Raw genomic sequence first — 26,146 nt, forward strand, 5'->3', positions numbered from 1 at the left:
GATTTTTCTAATTTATCTTCGATTTTCCCAATTTATCGATTATTCGACAAAAATCTACCTTTCTAGCTTTTTATTATTTTTTTTTACACGCTCTTCTATTTTTCACCGTCTTTTCACCAAACTCTATTAAATTATACATATAGCAAGTTAAGTACAACTTGAAAGGAGGTGAAGAAATGAAGAGAACGAGAAAAAGTCCTTTACTTTGGATTGGGATTGCCATACTCGGACTAATTGTCCTATCGATCCTATTAAATGTGATTGGGCATTTCTTTACACAAACTTCAGTCCATCAACATATGGGACATGGACGAGGTGGTGGCTTTAATCATGGAGGTGCAAGATTTGGAAACCACATGAACATGTTCGATTTTCCACTTTTACCGTTCCTTGTTTCTATAGGATTAATTGCTTTAGGCTGGTGGATTTGGAAAAAGGCGGATGGTGAATCAGTGAAGAAATGGGTAGGTATTTTCTTGCTAACAGTTGGGTTGTTTTCAATCTTACCACTGATTATTGCAATTCCAGTGTTATTACTAGCATTATATCTAGCTTTTAAAGAAAAAAAGGCGGATACAGATTTTATAGATGAACCAATCATAGTTACTTCCCCTTCATATCATACAACTACTCACGATATTCTTGATGAATGGGAACGTAAAACAAATAAGGAGAATGATAAATAATGGGGATTTTTAAACGTGTAAAAACAATAGCAGTTGCCGATATGAACCACAAATTGGACAAATATGAGGATCCAATAAGTATGGTAAAACAGTATATTAGAGAGCTTGAAACAGAGCTTGAAAAGGCGCAATCTGCATTAGCAAATCAAATTTATTTTGAACAAAAACATGAAGGGTTAATTGAACAGGTTAAAACAGCAATTGATAACCGTAAAAGACAACAACAATTAGCACTAGAAAAAAATAATGACGATATGGCTAAGCTAGCAATCCATGATCGAATTGAGCAGGAGAAAAAGCTACAAGCCCTTGAGCAACAACTAGCGTCTATTAAAAATCAAACAAAACAATTAAAAGCTCAAGTTGTAAAATTAAAGGATACTTATGCTGAATTACAAAATCGCAAAGCATTACTTATATCAAGAGCAAATGCCGCACAAACAACTTATAGCATTAAAAGCACATTACACTCTTCTCAATCTGAAAATATCTTGAATGGCTTTGCTAGAATGGAAGATAAAGTACTACGCTTAGAGGCTCAAGCAAGTGCTCAGGATTACTTGTACGAAAAAGATCACTTAAATGAAAAGACGTATTCTGTAGAAGTTGAAGAGGAATTTATAAAAGCAAAAGAAGCAATCAACGAAAAGCAAGCTTAAAAAGGCAAAGAACCTGCTCAAAAATAGGACAGGTTCTTTTCTCTTTTAATAGAGCAGAATCATTATCTATGTATTGTATTAAACAACATCATACCCTTGATCTTCAATCGTATTCTTCAATTCCTATTTTTTCATTAATCTTTGTACCGTTACCAATAACTCATCGATGATTTCTTCATCACCCTCTTGTATTCTTTCAACAACACATGTCCGTAAATGTCCTTCAAGCAACAGCTTACCAACACCATTTAAGGCAGATTGTGTTGCTGAGATTTGAGTAATGACATCATCACAATACGTATCCTTTTCAATCAAAGCTTTTATCCCGCGAATTTGACCTTCAATCCGATTTAAACGGGTAACAAGATTCTTTTTCACTTTCTCTGAATGATGACTGCTTCTATGTTCATTATTACTACAGTGGTCCTGACAATCATTCTCTGTACTCATTGAACCATCCCCTTAAACTTTTATTTCCTTCATTTTAATATACCCCCTGGGACTATTCCAAGTAGTTGCTTATTTATATTACTTATTCTAAAACAAAAAAAGCTTCTCAGATTATATTTTAGTGTGAAAATCGATATTTCTATACATGTAACCTTATAAGTTAGGCTATATATGTAATAAGAATGGCTTTTCGAAATGAGGGATTCTAATGAGAAGAAGTGCTCTTTTGCTTTTTACTATTGTCATTTATTTAACTGGTTGTGGAGAAATATCAGAACGACATAATCAAGAGAATTCGAAAACAACCGAAGTAGCAACCACAAACAGTACAATGGAAAATAAGAATGAAGAAAAAAGGAATGCTGAAATAAAGGAACAATCAATCATCTCAGCACAAGCAATCTATATCGGTTTAATGGACACACATACAATAGAAGTTATGATAAATAATCAACCATTAGCTATTCAAATTAATGAAGAACAATTTAAAATACTTGAACCACTAAATACAAATAAACAGATTCATATTGAGTATTACTATAATGATGAAACCTCTCAAAATATATTAGATAAGGTTGAAGTGCATTAATAACGATAAAAAAAAGGGGCTGACACAATTAATTGTCCGCCCTCTCCATTACCAATTATTAATTTCATTAGATAACTCGCTAATAATTATTGCGATACCCTTTTACAACTCATCATCCCCTGCTGGAACCTCCATTCCTAGTTCTTCCATAATTTCTTCTGCAGTCTTTCCATCTGTTTCAATTCCTGCTTCTTCTGCTCTTTGAATTAGTTCTTCCTCGTTAATTCGATCACCTTTCCCCATCGCAGGTCTATTCTCTCTTAATTCTTCTTGGACCTCTTCAATTGTTTTACCATCTGTCTCAATTCCAGCCTGTTCAGCCATTTCTATTATTTCTTCATCACTAAGCTCCTCACCAGTGATGCCTGGTCTTTGTCTTGATTCTTCAGCTTCTTGCAGATCTTGTTGCTCATTCATTAAAGTTTCTGTTGATGAATCACCATTCGCATTTCCACATCCTGTAAGAAGTAATACTCCTAAAATGCTGATACCCAGTATTTTTAATATACTACTCATTATTATCCTTCCTTTCATCTTGTCCAATTCCTTATGGATTAAGCATAACGAATGTTTGTGTCAGGATAATGTCAACAGACGCTTATATAAACAGCAATTTTCAGTAAACAAAAAGCCGACTTTTACGTCAGCTCTTTGGTTCAACAATCATTCTTTTGTCTTTAATTGTTTATCTAAATAAAATGTTCCAAACGGTATAAATGCTAAGAAAAGGGCCCAAATTCCCCATAAATAAGACCAACGCTTTTTAAACTTAACAAAAGCAATCATGATGACATATAAAACAAATAGGAAGCCATGCAAACCCCCAACAATTGTTACTGCAATTGGAATATCAAGAAAATACTTTAATGGCATTGCAATTAACAGTAGGACTAAATAAGAAATACCCTCTAATATACCGAAAAAACGCAATATCCCAACAGATGTGTTAAACATCCTATCAACTCCAATATTATACGATTTATACTATTTATTATACATGCATCTCCTCTTCAGAAAACGATAATCTTTGACAATTTCCCAACAGAGCCTCTGTCTATGAAACAAACTATTAGGAAATAAGGATAAAACCTTCTATTCCCTTCATAACTAATGCTACTTTAATCTCATAAAGAAACTCAATATCGAGTCTTAAAAAGATAAAAAAAAGGAACAGACACAGTAGCAACTATTTGTATCGTTGCAGTGTGTCTATCCCACTATTTATATTTGAAACTAAGTTAATCATAATATAAAAGTCATTAAGCTCTTAATTTCTACTTATATCAAAAACGACTAATTTCCCTTCACTTTAAACTTATGAATGATTTCTTCCAGCTCATAAGTCGTGCTTGATAGTGAAGCAGCCAAATCCCCTAATTCTTCAGCAGCTGCTGCCTGCTCTTCGGTTGTGGCTGTTACCTCTTCTGTTGTTGATGAGGATATTTCTGCAACCTCAACCATTTCATTGATTGCGATTTCAACTTTTTCTTTATTTGTATTAATCTTGCCGATCGACGCTTCTACATAATTAATTTCGCTTATAATTGAATTTGTTCCTTCTAGGATATTTTCGAATGACTTTTGAGTATGATGAATCGAATTTGTCTGTTCGTTAAATAACGTAATTGTTGTTTTAACTAATTCAACCGATCGTTTTGTTTGGTTTAAAATACTTGCAATAACTGTTTCAATTCTCATCGAAGAGCTCTTTGTTTGATCAGCAAGCTTACGAATTTCCTGGGCAACAACAGCAAATCCAAGTCCAGCATCACCAGCTCTTGCCGCCTCAATACTTGCATTAAGAGATAATAAATTCGTTTCATCACTAACACTCTTAATCATTTCCACGATGTCTTTTATTTGAGCAATTTCCTTATTTAAAGCATTCATCGTCATATCCACTTGTCCGATATTAGCACCCATCTCATGATTTTTATCTGTTAAATCCTTTATTGTTTCAATCGATTGGCTGCTAAGTTTTTTCGTCGTTTCTGTGATCGTTGATACTTTTTCCATATTGTTAGCTACCTCAACGATTTCACTTGATAGCTCCTTCATTTCTCGGTTCGTTCTTTCTGAGTAGTCAACTTGACTAACTGCACCCTTTGCAACTTCATCAATAGCACTAGCAATTTGTTCAGATGAGGAAGCAGATTCTTCTGCAATCCTTTTGAGATCATTTGCACGATTAACAGCATATGTTGAAACCTTTTTATTTTCTTCGATCATCAACGTGATATTGTCAATCATGTTATTAAAGCTTTGTCCAAGCTGGCCTGCTTCATTTTTATATAAGTAGTCAGCTCGATGTGTTAAATCACCTTTTTCAGCCTCTTTCATGATCGTGACAACTTTATTAATTGGTCTGATCATGCTCTTCGCTATAAAGATACTAACAAAAACGGATAACAGAACAAATGCTAAGATTATGATATACACAAGATATATAACATCATGTATGTCTTTTAATAAATATGATTTTGAGGTTGAAACAGAAACCTGCCAGCCATTTTCACTTTCAATTGTGGATACTAAATACTCTTCACTATTTTTATGATTTTCATATTTACTACCTACTAATTCCTTTTTGTTACTAGAGATAATAATGCCATTTTCATTAATAATGGAGATATCTCTACCTGAATTCTTCTCACCATTTTCAAAGACATCTTGAAATAGCTGTACATCAGCCATAAGGATAAGGGTCCCAATGTTATCATACTCTCTAATCAAGTAAATATTTTTATAATTATTTTCTAGACCTGAAGCCCAAAATACCGAACCAGATAATTCATTTACTTTCTCAGGGATATCTGAATTAAAGTAGGTTTCGATGTCAAATTCCTCTGCAGCACTTGTTTCACCATAAACTGTTTTTTCTTCATTAACAAAGAGAATAGCCTTCGCATTTTTATTAGTAAATGTAATACTTGAAAAATACTCCGTTATTTCTCTTTGCTTATTAAAAAGTTCATACTCCGTCAATCCTTCATCATTATCCAATTGTTCCATTAAATCCATATTTGAGAAGGGAATTAACGTAATATTCTCAAATTCTTTTAGTGCATGATTTACATTTTTCGTGACTTGAACACCAATATCTTCATTCATATCAGATACTTTGTTTTCAATTGTATTCGAAGAAACAATATAAACAACATTTCCGATGATAACACTTGGGATAATCGTAAATAAAAGCAAGAATAAGATAATTTTAGATTTAAGTGTCATCCCCTTTAGATTAGGAGAAAATTTTGTTCTCGTTCTTTTCTCTTTTTGTTGTAAATTATGTTTGTGAGTGGAATTCTTGTTATTATTATCTTTTTTCTTCAATATCGCTAACCCCTTTGAATATATTTTCCTAATATTCCGTCAAAATTAAGTAAAAATAAATGAACCTACTTTCTCACTATATTAGGCTAGTAAGAAACATAATTTACTACTTAAGTATTCTCCCACATCTGTATACGCTTTCAATTATACTATAATTCAACCGTTTTTCCGCATAAAAATATTAGTTTTTCGACCATTTATAGTAATATTATCCTATTATTTATTTAGGACTTTAATAACTAATGACTTTTAATAATTCCTTTAGCACGAAAACTAAATAATTGTAGAATTTTGTCGATACAATAAGAGAATTTATAATTCAGCTTTTTTATTAAAACTAACACCAAATCAACTTAGTCATACTGGAGGGATATTTTTTGTTAAAACACCTAAGATGGAAAAATGCAAAAATTGGTGGTAAGTACTTTTATGTTTTTTTAGTTGTTGCCATTACGTTTCTACTATCTATTATCATCACATTTTCTTTATTGAAACAAACAAGTCAAACGATGAAAAATACACTAGTGAAAAATGAAATTGCTCTTTATAGTGCAGATTTAGTTTCACTCTACCATGAAAAATACAATCTCATTCCTGAATATATTTTATTATCTGATGATAAAAAGCTTCTCGAATATTTAGAGGATAGTAGAGAATTTGTTTCTACAGCAAAGAAATTAAAACAGCAATTAGATAATGAAGAGCAATTAGCTATTTTCCATAAGATTATTGAAAACAATCATAAACTGGATGAGTATTTTTTTAGTACGATAGTCCCTAAAGTGAAACAAATTAATACAGCTGAGTTTAATAAGCTTCAAAATGAAGCTAATGCAATAAAAGTAGAGACGACCGATCTGAGTAATCAGCTTAAGGAAATTGCAACAGAATCTAATAAAGCGTCACTAACAAAATCACAAAATGCGATCGAGAAGACGATCTTTTTATTAGTAACATCAGGGATTATTTCATTGTTAATCTCTGTGATTCTACTTTTTGTCATCAGTAAGCGGATATCAGCAGGATTGAATAGAGTTGTGCTTACTAGCGAAGAAATCGCAAATGGAAATCTTAATTTTAAGCCTTTAAAAGTTGTTGGTTCAGATGAAATTGGTCAGCTTTCACAATCGATTAACCACATGGGTACCCGGTTACGTGAGATGATTTTAGAGGTTTCACATATTGCTTCAGATGTTGATTCCCAAAGTGCAACATTTGCGCAATCTTCATCAGAATTAAAGCAAGGAAGCTCTCAAGTTGCACATACAATTGAAGAATTAGCAACTGGAGTGAATAACCAAGCAAATGAGGTATCTGATATCTCTGAAAATATAAGAGAATTTAGTGACAAATTAATTGAGGTAAACCAAGATGGTAGTAAATTAGTTCAATTCTCCGACGAAGTGCTACTCGTATCTGTTAACGGAGATCAACAAATGAAACAATCGCTAGAACAAATGAAACTCATTCATTCTATTGTAGAGCGTTCAGTTGAAAAGATTAAGATTCTTGAGACGAAAACGCAATCTATTACCGAACTTGTTACTGTCATTAAATCAATTGCAGAGCAAACAAACCTTCTTTCCCTTAATGCATCGATAGAAGCTGCAAGAGCAGGTGAAAGTGGTAAAGGATTTGCTGTAGTAGCCTCAGAAGTTAAAAAACTAGCAAATGAAGTATCAAGTTCAATCGAAAATATTACGTCACTTGTTACTAGCATTAAGGAAGAAACTACCTCTATGTCTAATGAATTATATAGTGGTTTTCAAAAGGTGAATGAAGGTACAGAACAGATCCAATTAACCGGTCAATACTTTTCTGAGATAAAAGATAAAATTACTGATATGACCGATCGAGTAAAAAATATTTCCTCAGCATTTAATTATTTTGAAAAGACTAGTCATGAGATTAATCAGTCTGTCGAGCATATCGCTGCTATTTCAGAGGAGTCAGCAGCAGGTTCAGAAGAAATATCTGCTGCTGTTTATCAGCAAACTCAATCAATTGATAACATTTCAACTAGTGCAAACACGTTATCAAATATGGTTGTGCGTATGAACGAAATGATTAGTAAATTTAAAGTATAATGAAATATTTATTAGGTGGAGGGAATAAAGTGACTACATTTTTTAAACAAGCAAGCCTTGGACTTTTGTTTACTTTTTTTGTTCTAGTTGGTACTGCTTGTTCAACATCAGAGGAAGCTTCAAGCGAGCAAGCAGTAAAGTTAAAAGCAGATGAATCCGTGCCTTATATTGGATTTGTATTAGACACTCTTGAGCAGGAACGATGGTATAAAGATAAGAAATTATTTGAAGATCAAGTTAAATCCCTAGGTGGACAGGTTAAGACATTGGCTGCTAACGGAATTGATGAGGTCCAATTAAAACAAGCACAGTTATTGATTGAAGAAGGTGTAGATGTTCTTGTCGTTGTTCCACACAATGCCGAGGCTGCAGCCAAAATTGTTGAGCTTGCACATCAAAACGACGTTAAGGTTATTTCGTATGATCGACTTATTACAAAAAGTGATTTAGATTATTACATTTCCTTTGACAATGAAAAAGTTGGGGCATTACAAGCAACTGAAATTGTTAAAAGAGTTCCAAAAGGCAACTTTGCATATATTGGTGGTGCTGAAACAGACAACAATGCACTGTTATTTAGAAAAGGTGCTATGTCAGTGCTACAGCCTTTAATTGATAAAGGAGATATTAAGTTAGTTGTTGATAAATATACAGATGAATGGAAACCAACCATCGCTGAACAAAATATGGCAATTGCATTAAAGGAAACGAAGAATGATATTCATGCTGTAGTTGCTGCTAACGATGGGAATGCTGGTGGTGTTATCAATGCTTTAACTTCTGTCGGGTTAGCTGGTAAGGTACCTGTTTCAGGTCAAGATGCCGAATTAAGTGGTATAAAGCGAATTATAGCTGGGACACAAACCATGACAGTGTACAAGCCAATAAACGTCATCGCTACTAAAGCAGCTGAAATGGCTTACGATGTAGCAATTGGTAAAGAAATAAAAACAGATACTACAATTGATAATAATAAAGTTAAAGTCCCAACGATTTTGCTTGAACCTACAGCTGTTACAAAAGAAACGGTTAACAGTACGGTTATTAAAGATGGGTATTTAACCGAAGAAGAAGTTTATTCGAAATAGGCTCTGTTAAACCTTTCCGCTATTGGGGTTTTAGTGCCAAAATCAACAGTGAGCTATTAACAGACTCGGTTCACTTCATAAAAGTGAGGGCGTCTCAAAACTAAAGGGTCAGACCCCTCCAACACAATATATAGCACCTTAAACGTTAAAGGCTACTATATATTAGTAATGTTGGGAGGTGTCAGACCCTTTTGAGTCAGCCTCTCTTTTAGTGTTATATCCTTAAATTGCTAATGTTTCATCAGTGCTTTCTGCTTTTTGTCTTTGACGTTTTGCCTTTTTAAAGTGCAGTAGCTCATAAATAACCGGGATGACCACTAACGTTAATACAGTCGCGACACTTAGTCCACCAATTACAACAACAGCTAGACTTGCAGAAACCAAGTTCCCCGCTTCAGCTTCTTTAAACAATAATGGAAGCATGGCTGAGATTGTTGCTACTGCTGTCATAATGATCGGACGCATTCTAATTGTAGCAGCCTCGACAATTGCATCTCTAATAATCATTGATTGTTCATTTTGTTTCACTCGGTCAAGTAGGACAATTGCATTCGTCACAACAATTCCGATTAACATCAGAGCACCTAGTAGTGCTGTAATATCTACAGAAATTCCGCTTATTATAATTCCTAAAATTGCCCCGATCGCTGCAAGTGGTAAAGAGCATAGGATCGCGATAGGCGCACGGATTGTTTTAAAGGTAATTACCATAATTAGGAAGACAATTCCAATCGATGCAAGCATTGTCATAAATAAATCATTAAATTCCTTGGCCTGATTAACACTAGCCCCACCTACAAGCACTTCCATATTATCTGGAATGTCTAATCCTTCTTCTGTCTTATCTCCTAAGATCCGTTTATTTATTTCAGTTGAAATCGTTGATAGTTTTTCAGGATCTACCGTTGCTGTGACCCTTACATATTGCTCACCATCTTTGTGGAATGTACTAGTAGGTTCTTCTGTCTGCTTTAACTCTGCTACTTTCGAAATGGAAGTCATACCACTAGCCGTCATAATCGGAACATTTGATAATTCTTTTTCAGTGTCTGGATTGAAAACAGGTTCAAGCATAACCATTGTTTGCAGTCCATTCATTTCAATTGTACCCAGAGGTGTTTTATTTATCATGACCGAAGCTTGTTGTGCAACTTGATCTGCTTTTGCCATTCCTGGATCGACGACAAATGAATAAACTGCTTTCGTTTCATCTTGGTTGGAGCTTACCTTCTCAATCCCTTCGATATCATTAATCTCGGCTTGAACTTTTTCTGATACAGAAATAAGTTCATCTACATTATCACCAATGACATCAATCGTGATTGATGTAGAACCACCACCCATTAGTGTTGCCTCAGTAACCTCTAATGTAGCATTATCATACTCATTTTTTTGAGTATTTACTTTATCTATAAAGGCTCCCATATCAGCATCTTCTTCTAAAATCGCCATAATCTGCGTTTGAGTAGGATTACCTACCGCACCGTATTTAGCAGCATCTTCTGAATTTCCAAGCTGCAAATATAATTTATCAATGCCATCTTGTTTTAACACATATTCCTCAAGCTTCATAGACTCTTCTTTTACTTTTTCAATTGGAGTTTCATTAGGGTATTTTAACGAAACAAATACATAATCAGCTTTTGTTTTGTTTACAGCCCCCTTTGGAAGTACCATATACCCTCCAACTGATCCTGCGAACAAAATGATAGCTGTTACTAAAACAACCCATTTATGATTTAATGACCATGTTAAAAACTTTGCAAATCCTGCTGATGGTTTGTGCTCTTTTATTTTTGCATTTTTAAGTAAGGCAGCACTCATAACAGGTACTACTGTAATCGCTACGATTAAAGAAGCTAAAAGCGAATACGTAATCGTCAAGGCAAATGGAAGTAGGAAATCCTGTAAGCTTCCACTTAATAATCCCATTGGTAAAAATACAGCAACAGTTGTTAGAGTGGACGATGTAATCGCTGAGCCAACTTCTTTAGTTGCTTCAATGACCATTTTGATCGTGAATTTTTCACTTTGTGCTCTTCTAAAAATATTCTCGATGACTACGATACTATCATCTACAAGACGACCTACAGCTACAGCTACCCCACCTAGTGTTAATATATTTAACGTCACACCAGACTGTGCAAGGAGGAATAATGTAAACCCTAATGAGAGTGGGATCGACACAATGGTAATAAGTGTGGAACGTAAATTACGTAAGAAAAGCATAATCACGATTGTCGCAAAAAGTGCACCTAGTAAGACTTCTTTAATCATACTGTGAACAGATGACTCTACAGAATCAGCTGAAGCTAATACAACGGTTGTTTCAAGGTTATCGTACTTTTCATTCACTTCTTCTGATACTTTTTTCGCTTCTTTACTAATTGTTACGGCATTTGAATTGCTATCCTTTGTGATAACGAATAGTAATCCATCCTTACCATTCACACGTGTAAGATTATTTTCTTGTTTATCAACAGTAATGTTTGCTACATCCTTTAGTGGTACTTTTGGAATAATCTCAGTATCCTCAAGTTTTTCAATCGTATTTACATCACCAACAACCTTTATATTTGCTGCCTTATTATCAATATTTTTTTCACCAACTGCGGTTGCAATATTTTGACCTTGGAGCAGTGGCATGATATTTTCAATTGTGACTTGCTTTTCCGCCATCTTCTTTTCATCTAATTCAACAGATACATATGAAGGGATCGTTCCATTTGTTTGAATATCTGACACACCATCAATGTCTTTAAAATATGGGACAATTTCATCTTCTGCATATTGAATGGTTTCAGGATTAATTCCTTCATCAAACGTTAACCCAATGTAGGAAACAGGGATCATAGACGTGTTCAATTGTACAATATTTGGTTTCATCACATTTGCTGGTAATTGTACATTTGCTAATGCATCCTCAATTTCACGCTTTGCTTCTTTTTTGTCGACATTTGACTCAAAATGAATATCGACGGATGAATAACCATCCCCAGTGGTAGAAAATACATTGGTCTTTCCATTAACACTATCTACAGCATTTTCAATCGGTGTCGTTACTTGATCCTCCATTAAGCTTGCATCTAATCCTTCTCCCATTGCTACAACTGAAATAAAGGGTTGATCAGCAGATGGTAAAAATTCCATCGGTAGTCGAAAATAACTTAAAACCCCCATTACTAATATAAGCATAGACATAATGGCAATAGCAGCTTTGTTCTTAAATGACCATTTCGTAAACCAAGACATTTGATGTTAACTCCTTCCAAATTTCATTTTCTTTAAAATCGTTTTCTTTGACTCCTTCCTAACCACAGGAAAAACTTGTCATATATGGTTAGTTACTACAGTCACTATTTTAATAACAAAAAGTGGAAGAGTTAAATGACTTAAGGTGTAAAACCTTCTAAGTCTTAAGCCGTATATTAGAAATGAAGCACCAAAAGAACAAAAGCGCAAGCGACTTGAACAGCCTCGGGCAAATAAGACGCTTAAGAATAGAAGGTGTTCTTTACCTTCAATTCTTAAGTGGCTTAGACCCAAGAGGGGCTAAGCGCTGGAGCTGGATGCCTAGCGCTTACCCCCAGTACTAGAATTTTATAATTTCCTAGACAATAAAAAGACAGACCATTACGTCTGCCTCATTTCTTATACCTTATTAAGTTGGAATTTTTTAGTTTATCTTTTTCTTGCAATTTTAAAGCCATTGTCAATTTCATTGAAGCCGATTCGTGGATAATATTCCATTGCTTCTTGTGATGCCAATAATAATAATGCTACTTCTTCTCCTAATTCATCCTTTAACAAGGCAATAAGTTCTTTACCAATCCCATTTTTCTGATAGTTTTTATCAACTGCTAAGTCAGATAAATAGCAGCAATAGCTAAAATCCGTAATCGCTCTGGCAATACCAACTAAATTATTTCCATCCCATGCTGAAATGAGGATGTCTGCGTGATCAATCATTCGTTCAAGTCGTGGTAGATCATCCACTGGCCGTTTTATTCCAGATGCTCTGAAAACCGATGATAATTCCTCAGCGTTTATTTCCGCATTAACTTTATACGTTATTTGTAGAGTCATAGTTATTCTCCTTCTAAAATGTATTTAATACAGGAATCTGTAACTAATCGTACTAAAATATATAGTATTTACTTAGAAAAATTGCGAAAAAAAAATAGACCTCTAAACTCATAGAAAAGTATTCCTTTTGTATGAATACATGCTAAGCATTTGAGGTCAAAATTATCGTATTTATGTCAACTTCTTTTATTACTTTCCTTCAAAAACTTCAATAAAAGCTTTCATATAATCGGGAAGATCTGGTGGACGTCTACTTGAAATCAGATGACCGTCGACAACAACCGCTTCATCTAGCCACTTAGCTCCTGCATTCTCCATATCATCACGAATTCCAGGTGTGCTTGTTACTGTTTTACCATTTAATATTTTAGCAGAGATTAAAACCCATCCTGCATGACAGATTTGACCGATTGGTTTCTTTTTCTCTTCCATATGTTGAACAATGTCAATTACCTCTTGAAACCTGCGAAGCTTATCAGGAGCCCACCCTCCTGGAACTAGCAAGGCATCATATACACTCGGGTCAATATCTTGAAAAGCATAATCAGATGTAGCTGGTACACCATATTTCCCTTTATATGTATACCCTGCATCTTCTCCAGCTAAATCAACGATTGCACCTTCTTCACGTAAACGATGGATCGGATACCACAACTCTAAATCTTCAAAATCCTCATGAACGAAGCTTAATACCTTTTTACCTACTAATTTCATTTAATTCCCTCCCTTTAAATTTTCTTTAATCTTAACTTAACCCATGTAGCCGGGAAATACAAATTGTTTGAATATAATCACTATGCCATTATTACCACAATTAAAAACGAAGGAAAAACAGATTCCCAGTAAAAGCCAGTGTTGTTCCCTTTTCTTTTTTCTACTAAAAAGCCATAAAGGTCATTTTCAACCTCTATGGCTAATATTCCATTTCAACTAATAAACTTGCAGTATGCTCGTCAGTTATTAATACGTTTGCATACTTGCCTTTTAATGCACCATATATGGCTTCAAGTTTTTTCGGTCCACCCGCAACAAGGATCGATTTCTCCTTTTTAGCTAGTTCATGGAGCTCAATTCCAATCGTGCGGTTATTTAAATTCTCTACACAAATTTCCCCATTTTTATCAAAAAATCTTGAACATATTTCACCAGCTGCTTTAGATTGGATTAAGTGTTTATCTTCTTCTGAGAAATATTCTGCTTGTAATAAAACCGAATCAACTACAGGAGTTCCGACACTAAAAATAGCAATGTTTGCTTGTTTACCTAAGTTAAGAATTTTTCGGATATGTCGATCAGCTTCTATCGCTTGCTTCACTACAATATGGTCAACAATTGCTGGTAGCGGTAACAAAAAGGTTTGTGTATGAAATGCTTCACCGAATAAATGAATAATTTCAGAGGCGTAGGTCTTTGTTTCTGAATGACTCACCCCACCATTTAACTGAACAACTGTTGTATGACTAATTGGCTTTGGTTTTAGCTTTGTAGCTAGCTCATAAACAGTGGTTCCCCAGGATGTTGCAATGACATCATGATCTTTAACAACTTTATTTAAATAGCTTGCTGCTGTCTCTCCTAAATGCCGTTTAATTAACGTATTGTCATACTCTGAAACTGAGGCAACTACAACTTCCTTCAAGCCAAACTTATCCTTTAACCGTTCAGTTAATAGCTCGCCTGCTTCAACAGGATTATGAATCTTTATCTCGACAATACCAGAATCCTTTGCTTGCTTTAATAATCTTGAAACAGTTGGTCTTGACACATCTAATTTTTTTGCAATCTCTTGCTGGCTATAATCTAATTGGTAGTAGAGCCTTGCGACTTCAATTATTTTATTAAGCTTGTCTTTTTCCATTTATACAGCACCTAAATCGTGATAATTTGATTGACTCTTTTTAAAAATGGCTCTGTTAAACTTGGTTGTTGATTTCCGCTGCAGGCATTCGCTTTCCGCGGGCGGATATGTGAGCCTCCAATCAACAAAGTTCAAAAATCAACAGTATGCTTTACAGAGCCTTAAAAATAAAAGAGAGAGGCTGACAAAATTACATATACGTCAGCCTCCTTAATATTCCTATTATGCTTCAATAAGTTTCTTCACACGTGCAACAACGTTCTCAACAGTAAAGCCGTATTCAGCTAAAATTCTACCTTCTGGAGCAGACGCACCAAAGGTATTAATCGCTAAGATATCGCCTTCGTCACCTGTGTAACGGTCCCATCCAAGTGGAGAAGCCATTTCGATTGCTAGACGTTTCTTCACTTCTTTAGGAAGAACAGAACGTTTGTATTCATCTGACTGAGCTTCAAAACGATTCCATGCTGGCATACTTACAACAGCCGCTTCAATTCCTTCTTCAGCTAATACAGCTTGAGCTTCAACAGCAAGGCCAACCTCTGAACCTGATGCTAATAGAAGAACATCTGCAGTTTCTTTTGCTGCAGGCGAGATTACGTACGCACCTTTTTGAACACCTTCATAGGCAGTTTCTTTTGTATTTTTTATTGTTTTTAAGTTTTGACGAGTTAAAACAAGTGCAGTTGGAGTTGATGTTGATTCAATTGCAGTTTTCCAAGCTGCAGCCGTTTCGTTACCATCTGCAGGACGAACTACAGATAGATTAGGCATTGCACGCAATGATGCAAGCTGTTCGATTGGCTCATGTGTCGGTCCATCTTCACCAACAGCAATACTATCATGTGTAAAGACATATGTTACAGGTAAATTCATTAACGCTGCTAAACGAATAGCTGGGCGTAAGTAATCAGAGAATACAAAGAATGTACCACCAAATGCATGTAGACCGCCATGTAATGCCATACCATTTAAAGCAGCACCCATCGCAAATTCACGTACACCGAACCAAATGTTACGTCCACCGTAATTCGCACTTGAGAAATCTCCAGCACCACTAATTGTTGTTTTATTAGAACCAGCTAAATCTGCTGAACCACCGAAGAATGATGGAAGGTTTTTCGCAATCCCATTTAATACTTCCCCAGAAGATGCACGTGAAGCAAGACTTGTACCTTCCTCATACACTGGAATATCCTTGTCCCAACCTTCTGGAAGCTCACCGCTAATTGCAGTTTTGAATTGTGTTGCAAGCTCTGGAAAATCTTTTTCATAAGCTGCTACTAATTCATTCCACTCGTTTTCTTTCGCTGCTCCTGCTTCTTTAACAGTTTTGTTAAAGTGATCATATACTTCACTTGGAACATGGAAATCTTCTTCAAATGTCCAGTTATACGCTTCTTTTGTTAATTTGATTTCTTCTGCACCAAGTGGAGAACCATGTGAAGCAGATTTACCAGATTTATTAGGAGAACCGTATCCAATTGTTGTTCTTACTTCGATTAATGTTGGACGATCTAAGTCTTGTTTCGACTGTTCAATTGCATTTGAAATTTCGTTCAGATCATTTCCGTCTTCAACACGAATGACTTGCCATCCTTGTGCAGTAAAACGTTGCTCAACATTTTCAGAGAATGATTTGTGTAAATCTCCATCTAATGAAATGTCATTTGAATCATAAAGAACAACAAGACGGCCTAATTTTAAATGAGCTGCTAAAGAAGCCGCTTCTGAAGAAATACCTTCCATTAAGTCTCCATCACCACAAATTGCATATGTGAAGTGATCAACAACATTATAAGATGGCTTGTTATAAGTTTCTGCCAAATGACGCTCAGCCATTGCCATTCCAACTGCCATTGCAATTCCTTGTCCTAATGGACCAGTTGTTGCATCAACACCTGCAGTGTGACCGTACTCTGGGTGACCTGGAGTTTTACTTCCCCATTGTCTAAACGATTTTAAATCGTCAATCGTTAAGTCATGACCAGTTAAATGTAGTAAGCTGTATAAAAGCATTGATCCATGACCAGCAGAAAGAACAAAACGATCACGATTAAACCAGTTTGGATTTGATGGGCTGATATTCATAAATTTCGTCCAAAGAGTATAAGCCATTGGTGCAGCACCCATCGGCATTCCAGGATGTCCTGAATTTGCTTTTTCAATTGCATCAATAGATAATGTACGAATTGTTTCAATTGATAATTTTTCTGTTTGTGTTAATTCACTCATTATTTTGTAACCTCCGAGATTTTATTTATTTGTGTATACAAATTCGTATTACTTACACTACCTTCTTCTCCAAGCCCTCTCCAATGGCGCGAGCGAACGGAGCAAGCTCTAAATAATTTATTGAAAACAACCTAGTCTAATTTCTAGATAGGATAGTTATTCTAATAATTTAGTGCTGTTCCGACCCCATTTCCTTTAAACAAAACTTGATTGTCTTGAATAAATAATTGACCTGAAGGCTGATCAGATAAGCTCCAATCAACTACAGCTTTTTTCAATTGATTCGCAATAAGTCGGTCTAATGCAGTAGGATATGGTCCTCCGCATTGGGATTCATCGATCTCAACAATTTTCCAATCAAGATCAAATTCTTCAAAGTGTACTTCTAAGTTAACTGGATCCACTGAGTGGTCCATCAATAAGAAAGTATACCCCTCTTTATTCGCTTCTTTCTTCCTAATATGCTGTTTTATGTGAGCAATTTCTTCCTCGTTAGCATTTGTCACAACTTCTGCTTCAACTGCTAATGCTGAATTTAGCAATAAGTTGGATGAGCCAAATCCAGGTATTTGCACATTAAATACTCTCACTTTTCCATATGATAATGAACTAGCAGTATCTCTAACACTTTCGATATTTTTAACAATAGAGTTTAATGCCGTATCATAACCTAAGGTTAATTGCGATCCATCTACATTGTTAAAAATACTTACTGGTACGTGTAATTGCTTCGTTGAAGATTGATTGATTTCAACTTCACTTCCACCCAATAAAATAATTTTATCCAATTTTGATAGCTTATCTGCTATTTCTGAAGATCGTTCATTCCAAATTTCAATAGGAAAACTACTTAATACACAACTATCTGATCCTAAATTTGCTGTTTTGCCATGGTTTTTTAATTCTCTAAGTTCTATATCTTTTGACGTTCGATTGCATTCGATTGCATATATCGTTTTCTCTTGTCTGGATAGTCCTTCTATAAGGGTACGAACGATCTGAGCTGTACCTGCTGAAGCCCAACCAAAATGAACTACACCTATCATCTACGTTACCCCCTTTAGAAAGAAATTTCGTTCACTACTCACTGAACATTTGTTACATTGATTAGTATACATGATATGAAGAAAAAGATAAATACATAAAAACACTAATTTTCAAAAAACTTATCTACGATTAGGAGATTTACATGCTGAACACAAAGAACGACCACACATTTTGTTGTGGTCGTTCTTATTATAAGCATGTTCGCCATTTACTATTAATATTAAATCACACCATTGGTAATCTAATAATAAATGACGTAGACTCTTGATTTGATTCACAGTTTATCAAGCCTTTATGCTTTTCAATTAGTGTTTTACATACGTATAGTCCTATACCAGTACCTAAACTTTTCGTCGTATAAAATGGTTCAAATATAGCCTCCTTCATTTCAACAGGAATTTCAGGACCATTATTAGTGATTGTAAATACAATTGATTCTTGTTTATTTTCACAAGAAATTGTCAATTTACGGTTAGATGACCTATGCTTTAATGCATCTATTGAATTTAAGATGATATTAACTAGAACTTGTTTTACTTCATCTTTTACTGCGATAATTTTACAGGTTGAATCTATGTTTGTTTTTACGTCCACATCTCCATCAACAATACTCGGGTATAAAAATGAAAGTATATCGTTAAATAAGTCTTCCATTTTGATTTCTTCTTGATGTTTATCAACAATCTCAAGTCTAGACGCATGTAGGAATTGTGTAATCCTAAATTTTAACTGATCAAGTTCATGCTCTATTGTTTCCATGTATTTAAGAGAGGGGTTTTCCATCTTTAAAAGCTTAATAAAGCCTATTACTGATGTTAGAGGATTTCTAAACTCATGAACAAAGCTAGAGGACATTTGACCAAGGAGGGATAATCGATCCTTGTGAGATTGGTTGATAAATACCACCTTTTCCTTTAAATCTAAATCTTTTAATTCTGTGTACCTTGTTACCGCATGGAAGCAAAAGCGATCAAAATGTAAATTAATATTATCAATGATAGGTTGTAAATCTAAAATTGATATACCTGATTTAGTTACGTATTTTATGACTGCACTTCTTCCTAAATTAACATTATAGACAAATTCCCCAATGTTGCTATTACTTAAAGCACGCTCCTTTGCTACCTTATAAGCAAGCTCTTTTACTTCTTCGTCCAAAACAGATTGTGTAATTGATCGTTTTATTAACATATACATTTGGTAACCATTTTGCGTGACATTTTCCTTATAACTATCTTCTTCATGTATGATGATACTTTCTTTCCATAATGTAAGAAAAGCTTCTTCAGCCTCTTCAAGAAATTGAATCAATTTTTCTTTTGTTGAAGCCACAGATTCTGATGCTAAATTCAAATAATACCACCACTTTCATTGTTTCAGATAATTTAGTATTAAATTTAGACAAAACTTGATAAAAACCTTCTTTATTTTTTTGAATTTCATATTTATTTTTCGAAAAATATATTTTATATTACAACTGACTAAAACTAAACGGTAATTAATTCCATGAACAAAAGCGCAAGCGTCTTGATCAGCCTAAGGCAAATAAGATGATTTAGAATAGAAGGCGTTCTTTGCCTTCAATTCTAAATTAGCTTATTGACCTCGAGGAGCTAGGTGCTGGAGCTGGATGTCGTACGCTTATCCACAGTTCAAGAATTTTATAATTTCCTTAACGACAAAAAAAGTGTTAGCCCTATTTAGTGAGCTAACACTTTATCCATCTAATAAACCATATTTTTTTCTAAAGCGCTGTAAAATCTTGATCCAGCTGTTTGCAAAAACGATTAAGAAAAATACATTAGATAGCGCGTGTGCTAAGTCAAAATAAATGCTTGCTCCATAATACGCGATAATTTCGGCAAATTTAACTTGATCACCTAAACTGACAATGTACCATAAATTCATTACCCAACCGAATAATATCCCACTGAAAAACCCAAATATAATCCTACCAAATGACCGCTTTATCAACCAAGTATGTCGTAAAAAACCGGCAAATAATCCAATCATTCCCCATGCATACATTTGCCAAGGAGTCCATGGTCCCTGACCTAAAAACAGATTTGAAACTAGTGCAGCAAGTGCTCCTACAACAAATCCACTTTCCGCTCCAAAAGCGATACCTGTAACAATAATAACAAAGGTTGTCGGCTGGACACTTGGGATTGATGCAAAAGGGACACGGCTAACTGCTGCAATCGCCGCTAATACTGCAAGAATAACTAGCTCTCGACCAGCAACCTTTCTCCTCTCAAAGCGAATGATAAAAGGGACAAAGGTCAATGTCATAAACAACAAACTTACTAGTAAAAAATGTTTGTTAGCAATTAGTGGTGTGGCAACTAAAATTACACTAAATAAGACAACTATAGATAAAAGGATTACTCGTGAACGCGCCAAAATCTACGAGCCTCCTCTACTGTTAAAACATCTGGAACATCGCTACCTCTTGTTATCCGATTAATGACTGTAGTATAAAATGCATTACCTTGAAAAAAGCTCTTTGATGGAGCTTCAATCGTAATCGAGCCTTGAAACATCATCGCACATCGTGTTGCATACTTTGCAGCAAACTCAATGTCATGGGTAACCATAACAATCGTAAGACCCTGCTTTTGTAACGATTGTAACAATTCACCAAATCGCTGTTTTGCTTCAGGATCAAGTCCCTTTGTTGGTTCATCGACTAAAAGTAACTGAGGCTGTGGAAGCAATACACCGGCAAGTGCCGCCTTTTGTATTTCACCACCACTCAAATCATATGGGTGCCGGTTTCTTAAGTCCTTCATTTGAAATATAGATAACAGTTCATTGATTCTTTCTTCTCCGAATGCAATTTGACGATGGTTTATGATTTCCTTTAACTCAGCTTCAATTGTATCTTGGATAAAAAATAACTTTGGATTTTGTGGAAGGTAACCAATTTCTTCAGGAAGCTGTTTTTTCACCTTTTTTCCATTATATATAACTGAACCACGTTGCGCTTTTTCAAGTCCTGCCATGATCTTTAATAACGTTGATTTTCCCGTTCCATTAGCACCCACAATTGAAAGCCATTCCCCGTCATAAACAGTTAATGACAAATTATTCAATATCTTATCAGTTGCTTTGGAGTATTGGAAATCAATCTGTTTTAACTTTAAAAGCTCCTTATTATCATAATTGTTTCGTTCATCTGTATCGATTGCTTCAATCCGATGCTGCTTCAACCAATGCTTTCCTTCTTTTACCGATAACGGGATGGCCTCACTAATGATGTTTGAAGTGTGTTCGATATATAATCGTGCAGCACTAGGTAAATAATTGTACATAGCATGATTTAGATCTTGACTAAGTGTATGAATAACACGTTTAGGAATATCAAAAGCAATAATCTCTCCCTGATCCAAGACAATTGTTCGATCTGCTATCGCAAATAGCTCCTCTAATCGATGCTCTGCAATAATGACGGTAATGCCAAATTCTTCATTCATCGTCTTCAGCATACTAATAAATTCTCTAGCTGCCACTGGGTCCAATTGTGCAGTTGGTTCGTCAAGCAGCAACAGTTTAGGCTCTAGTAATAACACAGAAGCTAAATTTACTAACTGCTTTTGTCCACCAGAAAGCTCATGTGTCTTTCGATTAAGTAATCCTTCTAAACCAAAAAAGTGAACGATTTCTGCAACACGTTTTCTCATCTCTTCAGTGGTCGCACCTATATTTTCCATACCAAATATAAGCTCTTCTAACACTTTATCCATAACAATTTGATTTTCAGGATCCTGAAAAACCATTCCCACTTCTTTTGCCATTTGCTCTGGTGGTGCAGTGGATAGCGACTCCTGGTTGAGGAAAAATTCCCCTAATCTTTTCCCATGTGGAGCAATTTCACGTTTCATTAACCTTAAAAGCGTTGATTTCCCACTTCCAGAAGGACCACAAAGTACAATAAACTCACCTTGTTCAATTGTAAAAGAAACATCCTTAAGCACACATTGTTTTTCTTCAGGATATGTAAAGCTTATATGCTTCGCTTCCAAGAATGCCATACTACAACCTCCCTTACCTCTATAATCAGTGGTGAACCAATGAACACCATAAATAAGCTCAAGTAAAACCATTCTCTACCTTGGATATACATTGTTTCTAAAACTGGATAAACACTTAAAACTCCATCACCTAACCACCAACCGACAACCCCAATTGCAGCAACAATAAGCATGTAAATAATGGCTAGCCAATCCTTTAAAACCATTTTATATGGTGTGTATTTGCTTCTCTTCTTAACCCCATATCCCCGTGCTGCCATTGAGTCAGCTGTTTGAATAGCCTCCTCAAGAGACCAGGTTAACAAAATTTGTACAAGTAAAATACCATTTTTGGCTCTAGTTCTTAGTTTCCCCTCAGATACAGAGAGTCCCTTTCCTTTTTGGACTGTTTCAATTTCCCTTAACCTTCTTCTTAAAAGAGGGACAAATCTCATCGAAAGCATTGCTAATAACGCCCATTGAGGCAGCCATCTCGAAAATAAAAATAAAAATTTATCAGCTGTAATAACAAGATTATAAGAAGTGAATAAGATCATAATCATAAAAATTGATAACGCCGAGATCACACCTTGAATAATCGCTTCCAGCATAATAGGGTTATTGTATAGATAAAATAAAATATGTGTGCCGCGGTGGTTGACTAAGGGATTAATGATCAGGAAAAACACGGCAAGAAACGTTAACATAATCATCCAACTTTTTAAGGTCTTCCCTTTATCCAACTGAAAATTAAATAAAATGAGCAAAATTGCTCCAACAAGCAAAAACACCGGATGCTTATAAAGCATGACCAGTGCTGTTGCTCCAACATAATAAATTAAACTAACGAATGGATGAAAAGAATGGATTCCTCTCGTCATTATTTGCCATCCTCTGTATAAACCCACTGTATTGAATCACCATTTTTCACTTGAATAGCACCTGAGCTTCGATCTAATTTGGCGCCATTACGTTTGACCGTCCACCCACTTAGAGGACCACGATCAAATTCAAATAGGTTGGCGATTCCTTCTACATACGCTCCCGATCCGCTACCAGTAACACTGATTGGAATACCTTTTTGTTTAAGAATTTTTGTTGTTATATCTAAAACTGTATTCCCTTCTTCCATTTCTACCTTTGTGGATGAAAGAATTGTCCCTTTTTGCTGATCTCCGACAATTGAAATGGTAACAGTTTCTTTTGGTGCTTCTATTTTTGGTGGTGGTGTAGTTGTTTGTTCTTTTTCTGTCTCTATTTGTTTAGCACTTTGATCACTTGTTGTTGTTTTTTTCTCAGATGTTGTTTGCGTTTTTTGAGTAGTAGTTGACGTCTTATTTGTCACTGTTACTTCTTTTTCCGTTGTATTTGTATGATTGGTTGAAGATTCTGTAGCTGACTTTTGAGCTGTTGGTTCCTTTGTTGGTTCCTTTGGTTCATCTTTTGTTGCTACTACAGTATCTGAATCATCACTCGAATCATTTGTAGTGGAGGTGCTTTCAACAGCATCCTGTTGTTCTTGTTTAGATTGTTCCGCTTGTTCCGCTTGTTCCGCTTGTTCCGCTTGTTCCTCTATAGATGTGGTTTCTTCCTTTTGCTTTACCTGATCTTCTGAAGTAGTTTGCTCTATATTCGTTGTTTCTTTCTCAGCAATTGGTACCACTTCATCTTTTTCACAGCCTGATAAAATCAAAATAACTGATAAAATGGCAATTATCATCACTTTATACATCCGCATTATAAGAACCTCCAATCATTTATAAATTAAATTCTAAGAATGCAACACAAAAACAGGAAAACGCCCCTCCAATTTGGAGAGGGCATTTACGCTTTAGACTTTATTTGTTTGACGTCTATTTGAATAAACAAGAACTGTCGAACCAATCACAAGTAAAGTACCGCCAGCTGCTAATAAATTGAATAGTGGGGTAGCTGTATTTGGAAGAGGTTGCCCTTTTAGTACTTCTTGATCACTTTCCTTTTTATTTACCACTGTAGTAGCTACTGATTTAGTTTCTGGTTGTTTTTCTTCGTTCAATGATTCCTCAATTTCTACTGACTTATCTGGTGTTGGAGTTACTTCGTTATCAACGATTTCATCAGAATCTACGACAACTTCTGGCTTGCTAAATTGATAAATCGAACCTTTATCTGTTAAGAAATAATCATATGCAGTTAAAGCTAAAAGAGCTTGTGTACTCGCCATCGTGTTAGTATCACCACCACTTATATGAGCAAAACCACCACCTGACTGCTTAAATGTAAGCAGATGCTGAATAAGGTTAACACCTGTTGAAGCTCCTGAATCAAGGCTTGCAACAACCATGTCTCCTTTTTGCTTGGTGAATCTCTCATCAGTTGGATCCACACCAACAGATGTTAAACCAATAATAACCTGTGCAGTCGTTTCACTAGCGTCACCGCCATTTGTATCATCACTAAAGCCACCATTACTATCTTGCACACTAGCAATCCATTCGACTGCTTTATTGATAGCAGCTTGTACATTTTCCTGTTCTTTGTATGGTGCTAATGCTGCCAGCGCCATTCCAGTAATGTCCACACTAGCAGATGTGCCAAATAGTGACCAGCCACCCTTATCAAGCTGTTGATCAAGTAAATAGTTTACAAGTTTTTCGCTTGTCCATTTTGCATCACTTGGTATTTCATAGTTTCCACTATCATATGCCAGCAATGCATAGATTACACCATTATTCCCTTGATTTATCATCCGCTCATTCGAGTAAATTTTTTCAACTAGATTGTATCCTGCGAAGTTCGTAGGATCAATTCCAGCAGCAGTTAAACCAATTACAAACCGCTCATAATCCGTTACATTTCGATAGATGCCCTCTTTTTCTATTATTTCTTCCTTCAATCTATCAATGTATTCTTGAGGCACATCCCCTCCAGCAACTTCAAGAGCTACTGCAGTAAAATCATCATTAATAGCACTCTTTGATAAAAATTGTTTCGTTGATTGAACAGCTGCTCTTACTTGCTCTTGCGTGACTGGAGTTTGATCGGGCTTTGGTTCTGTACCAGTATCTTCTACTGGTGTTTCACCACCTGTGTCAGGATTGTCTTCACCTTCATCAACCGACTCGTTTTCTTCACCTTCGGTTGGAATTGCAAATGATTCAACTTTTACTTCTAGATGATCCCCTTCATTAACAGGGTAGGAGGAAACTCCTACATCCATAAAGTTTTTATTCATATACTGTGCCCAATATTCAGAATCACTTAACCCAACTTGACCTATAGATTTTAGTGACGCAAGCAAAGAAGTATCAATTTTTGCTTGAACTGGATTTTTTGCTGTCTTACTCGCTAACCGTAGAGCATCATAAGCACTTGCTCCATTTACAATTTCAACTGTTTGGTCAAAAATAGTATCTTGATTTATATCATTTGCTGATACCCTGACATTGACTGTATCAGAAGTAGCATCTATTATTTTCAATAAAATACTATCTCCATTTTTCACCTTATAGCTAGAAACACCTTCGTTTAACGGATATTCTCCGTTCACATAAAACCCCCACCAATAATCATAGCTATTCGCAGGTGGTGATGCAGCTCCAATCTGAGTAATAAATGCTCCTAATCCATCAAACATTTGATAGTTTAAATCTTTTTCATGAAAATCTGTTGCTTCTATTAGAACATCCAATGCTGTCTGACCTTCTTCAAATTCAACAGCTGTGAGCGGCAATGCAGTTGTTCCATCCTTATCTAGTGCTGTGATAATGACTCCATTCGTTAATTCCTTTGCATCAACCTGCTGAGGGAAAAATGATAAAATTTGAAAAAGAACTAATAAGGTAATAGAAAATAAAGCTATACCCCGATTTGATAAATTTCGTTTATTCAAAGTAAAAAGCCCCCTAATTATTTTTTCTTTCTATAAGAATAAATGCACTGAAGTACGATACCGTACGCGCTTATCCAAAGTAGGATTCTGTGTACCTAAAAATAAAAAAACACATCACTATACAGAGATGTGTGCTTGTCA

21 protein-coding genes are annotated in these 26,146 nt (G+C 35.3%); 5 read left to right on the forward strand and 16 right to left on the reverse strand.

Going from position 1 to position 26,146, the window contains the following annotated elements; translation table 11 throughout:
• The first annotated feature begins 176 nt into the window (after positions 1 to 176).
• A complete protein-coding gene (locus I7822_RS04465; protein ID WP_207975553.1) occupies positions 177 to 686 on the forward strand; it encodes a hypothetical protein in 510 nt (169 codons plus the stop codon).
• Positions 686 to 1,345 (forward strand): PspA/IM30 family protein, encoded by a 660-nt coding sequence (locus I7822_RS04470; RefSeq protein WP_207975554.1) that lies wholly within the window; start codon positions 686 to 688, stop codon positions 1,343 to 1,345. Before I7822_RS04465 ends, I7822_RS04470 begins: the two co-directional genes overlap by 1 nt.
• Positions 1,346 to 1,468: 123 nt before the next feature.
• Here the strand turns inward: I7822_RS04470 and I7822_RS04475 are convergent, their stop codons facing one another.
• Complete coding sequence (locus I7822_RS04475; protein WP_207975555.1) at positions 1,469 to 1,795, reverse strand: metal-sensitive transcriptional regulator; 327 nt, start codon at positions 1,793 to 1,795, stop codon at positions 1,469 to 1,471.
• Between the two features lie 208 nt (positions 1,796 to 2,003).
• Between I7822_RS04475 and I7822_RS04480 the strand changes: the two genes are divergently transcribed.
• Positions 2,004 to 2,384 carry a LytA/YqiH family protein gene (locus tag I7822_RS04480; protein ID WP_207975556.1) on the forward strand — a complete coding sequence of 127 codons (381 nt, stop codon included), beginning with the start codon at positions 2,004 to 2,006 and terminating at the stop codon, positions 2,382 to 2,384.
• 102 nt (positions 2,385 to 2,486) lie between these two features.
• Here the strand turns inward: I7822_RS04480 and I7822_RS04485 are convergent, their stop codons facing one another.
• The 3 genes from I7822_RS04485 to I7822_RS04495 all read right to left on the reverse strand — a co-directional run bounded on the left by I7822_RS04485 (position 2,487) and on the right by I7822_RS04495 (position 5,717).
• Entirely contained in the window at positions 2,487 to 2,900 is a 414-nt protein-coding gene (locus tag I7822_RS04485; protein ID WP_207975557.1) for a hypothetical protein, read from the reverse strand.
• A 147-nt stretch (positions 2,901 to 3,047) separates the two neighbouring features.
• Positions 3,048 to 3,338 carry a DUF3817 domain-containing protein gene (locus tag I7822_RS04490; RefSeq protein WP_207975558.1) on the reverse strand — a complete coding sequence of 97 codons (291 nt, stop codon included), beginning with the start codon at positions 3,336 to 3,338 and terminating at the stop codon, positions 3,048 to 3,050.
• 339 nt (positions 3,339 to 3,677) lie between these two features.
• Positions 3,678 to 5,717 (reverse strand): methyl-accepting chemotaxis protein, encoded by a 2,040-nt coding sequence (locus I7822_RS04495; RefSeq protein WP_207975559.1) that lies wholly within the window; start codon positions 5,715 to 5,717, stop codon positions 3,678 to 3,680.
• Positions 5,718 to 6,094: 377 nt separating this feature from the next.
• Here I7822_RS04495 and I7822_RS04500 point away from each other — a divergent pair, with 377 nt between their 5' ends.
• Positions 6,095 to 7,804 carry a methyl-accepting chemotaxis protein gene (locus I7822_RS04500; RefSeq protein ID WP_207975560.1) on the forward strand — a complete coding sequence of 570 codons (1,710 nt, stop codon included), beginning with the start codon at positions 6,095 to 6,097 and terminating at the stop codon, positions 7,802 to 7,804.
• Positions 7,805 to 7,833: 29 nt separating this feature from the next.
• On the forward strand, positions 7,834 to 8,892 hold the full coding sequence (locus I7822_RS04505; protein ID WP_307847676.1) for a sugar ABC transporter substrate-binding protein: 1,059 nt from the start codon (positions 7,834 to 7,836) through the stop codon (positions 8,890 to 8,892).
• Between the two features lie 222 nt (positions 8,893 to 9,114).
• On the opposite strand, the gene I7822_RS04510 is transcribed toward I7822_RS04505, so the two are convergent.
• The 12 genes from I7822_RS04510 to I7822_RS04565 form a co-directional block, all read right to left on the reverse strand.
• Positions 9,115 to 12,144 (reverse strand): efflux RND transporter permease subunit, encoded by a 3,030-nt coding sequence (locus I7822_RS04510; protein WP_207975562.1) that lies wholly within the window; start codon positions 12,142 to 12,144, stop codon positions 9,115 to 9,117.
• 429 nt (positions 12,145 to 12,573) lie between these two features.
• Entirely contained in the window at positions 12,574 to 12,978 is a 405-nt protein-coding gene (locus I7822_RS04515) for a GNAT family N-acetyltransferase (protein ID WP_207975563.1), read from the reverse strand.
• Positions 12,979 to 13,167: 189 nt separating this feature from the next.
• A complete protein-coding gene (locus I7822_RS04520; protein ID WP_207975564.1) occupies positions 13,168 to 13,692 on the reverse strand; it encodes a type 1 glutamine amidotransferase domain-containing protein in 525 nt (174 codons plus the stop codon).
• 199 nt (positions 13,693 to 13,891) lie between these two features.
• On the reverse strand, positions 13,892 to 14,836 hold the full coding sequence (deoR, locus tag I7822_RS04525; RefSeq protein WP_207975565.1) for a DNA-binding transcriptional repressor DeoR: 945 nt from the start codon (positions 14,834 to 14,836) through the stop codon (positions 13,892 to 13,894).
• Positions 14,837 to 15,058: 222 nt separating this feature from the next.
• Positions 15,059 to 17,071 (reverse strand): transketolase, encoded by a 2,013-nt coding sequence (gene tkt, locus I7822_RS04530; RefSeq protein WP_207975566.1) that lies wholly within the window; start codon positions 17,069 to 17,071, stop codon positions 15,059 to 15,061.
• A gap of 161 nt (positions 17,072 to 17,232) precedes the next feature.
• Positions 17,233 to 18,117 carry a 6-phosphofructokinase gene (locus I7822_RS04535; RefSeq protein WP_207975567.1) on the reverse strand — a complete coding sequence of 295 codons (885 nt, stop codon included), beginning with the start codon at positions 18,115 to 18,117 and terminating at the stop codon, positions 17,233 to 17,235.
• A gap of 226 nt (positions 18,118 to 18,343) precedes the next feature.
• Complete coding sequence (locus I7822_RS04540) at positions 18,344 to 19,450, reverse strand: histidine kinase N-terminal domain-containing protein (RefSeq protein ID WP_207975638.1); 1,107 nt, start codon at positions 19,448 to 19,450, stop codon at positions 18,344 to 18,346.
• Positions 19,451 to 19,834: 384 nt separating this feature from the next.
• Positions 19,835 to 20,521 (reverse strand): ECF transporter S component, encoded by a 687-nt coding sequence (locus I7822_RS04545; RefSeq protein WP_207975568.1) that lies wholly within the window; start codon positions 20,519 to 20,521, stop codon positions 19,835 to 19,837.
• Positions 20,503 to 22,152 (reverse strand): ABC transporter ATP-binding protein, encoded by a 1,650-nt coding sequence (locus tag I7822_RS04550; RefSeq protein WP_207975569.1) that lies wholly within the window; start codon positions 22,150 to 22,152, stop codon positions 20,503 to 20,505. The genes I7822_RS04545 and I7822_RS04550 overlap by 19 nt, the downstream gene beginning before the upstream one ends.
• The gene (locus tag I7822_RS04555) at positions 22,125 to 23,012 is read right to left on the reverse strand and encodes an energy-coupling factor transporter transmembrane component T (protein ID WP_207975570.1); all 888 of its coding nucleotides are present in this window, start codon (positions 23,010 to 23,012) and stop codon (positions 22,125 to 22,127) included. The genes I7822_RS04550 and I7822_RS04555 overlap by 28 nt, the downstream gene beginning before the upstream one ends.
• Positions 23,012 to 23,869: a DUF4430 domain-containing protein gene (locus I7822_RS04560; protein ID WP_207975571.1), complete on the reverse strand. Its 858-nt coding sequence runs from the start codon at positions 23,867 to 23,869 to the stop codon at positions 23,012 to 23,014. Before I7822_RS04560 ends, I7822_RS04555 begins: the two co-directional genes overlap by 1 nt.
• 93 nt (positions 23,870 to 23,962) lie before the next feature.
• Positions 23,963 to 26,005 (reverse strand): DUF4430 domain-containing protein, encoded by a 2,043-nt coding sequence (locus I7822_RS04565; protein WP_207975572.1) that lies wholly within the window; start codon positions 26,003 to 26,005, stop codon positions 23,963 to 23,965.
• Positions 26,006 to 26,146: the final 141 nt, after the last annotated feature.

It is taken from the genome of Metabacillus bambusae (assembly GCF_017497975.1).
GTDB classification, from domain to species: domain Bacteria; phylum Bacillota; class Bacilli; order Bacillales; family Bacillaceae; genus Metabacillus; species Metabacillus bambusae.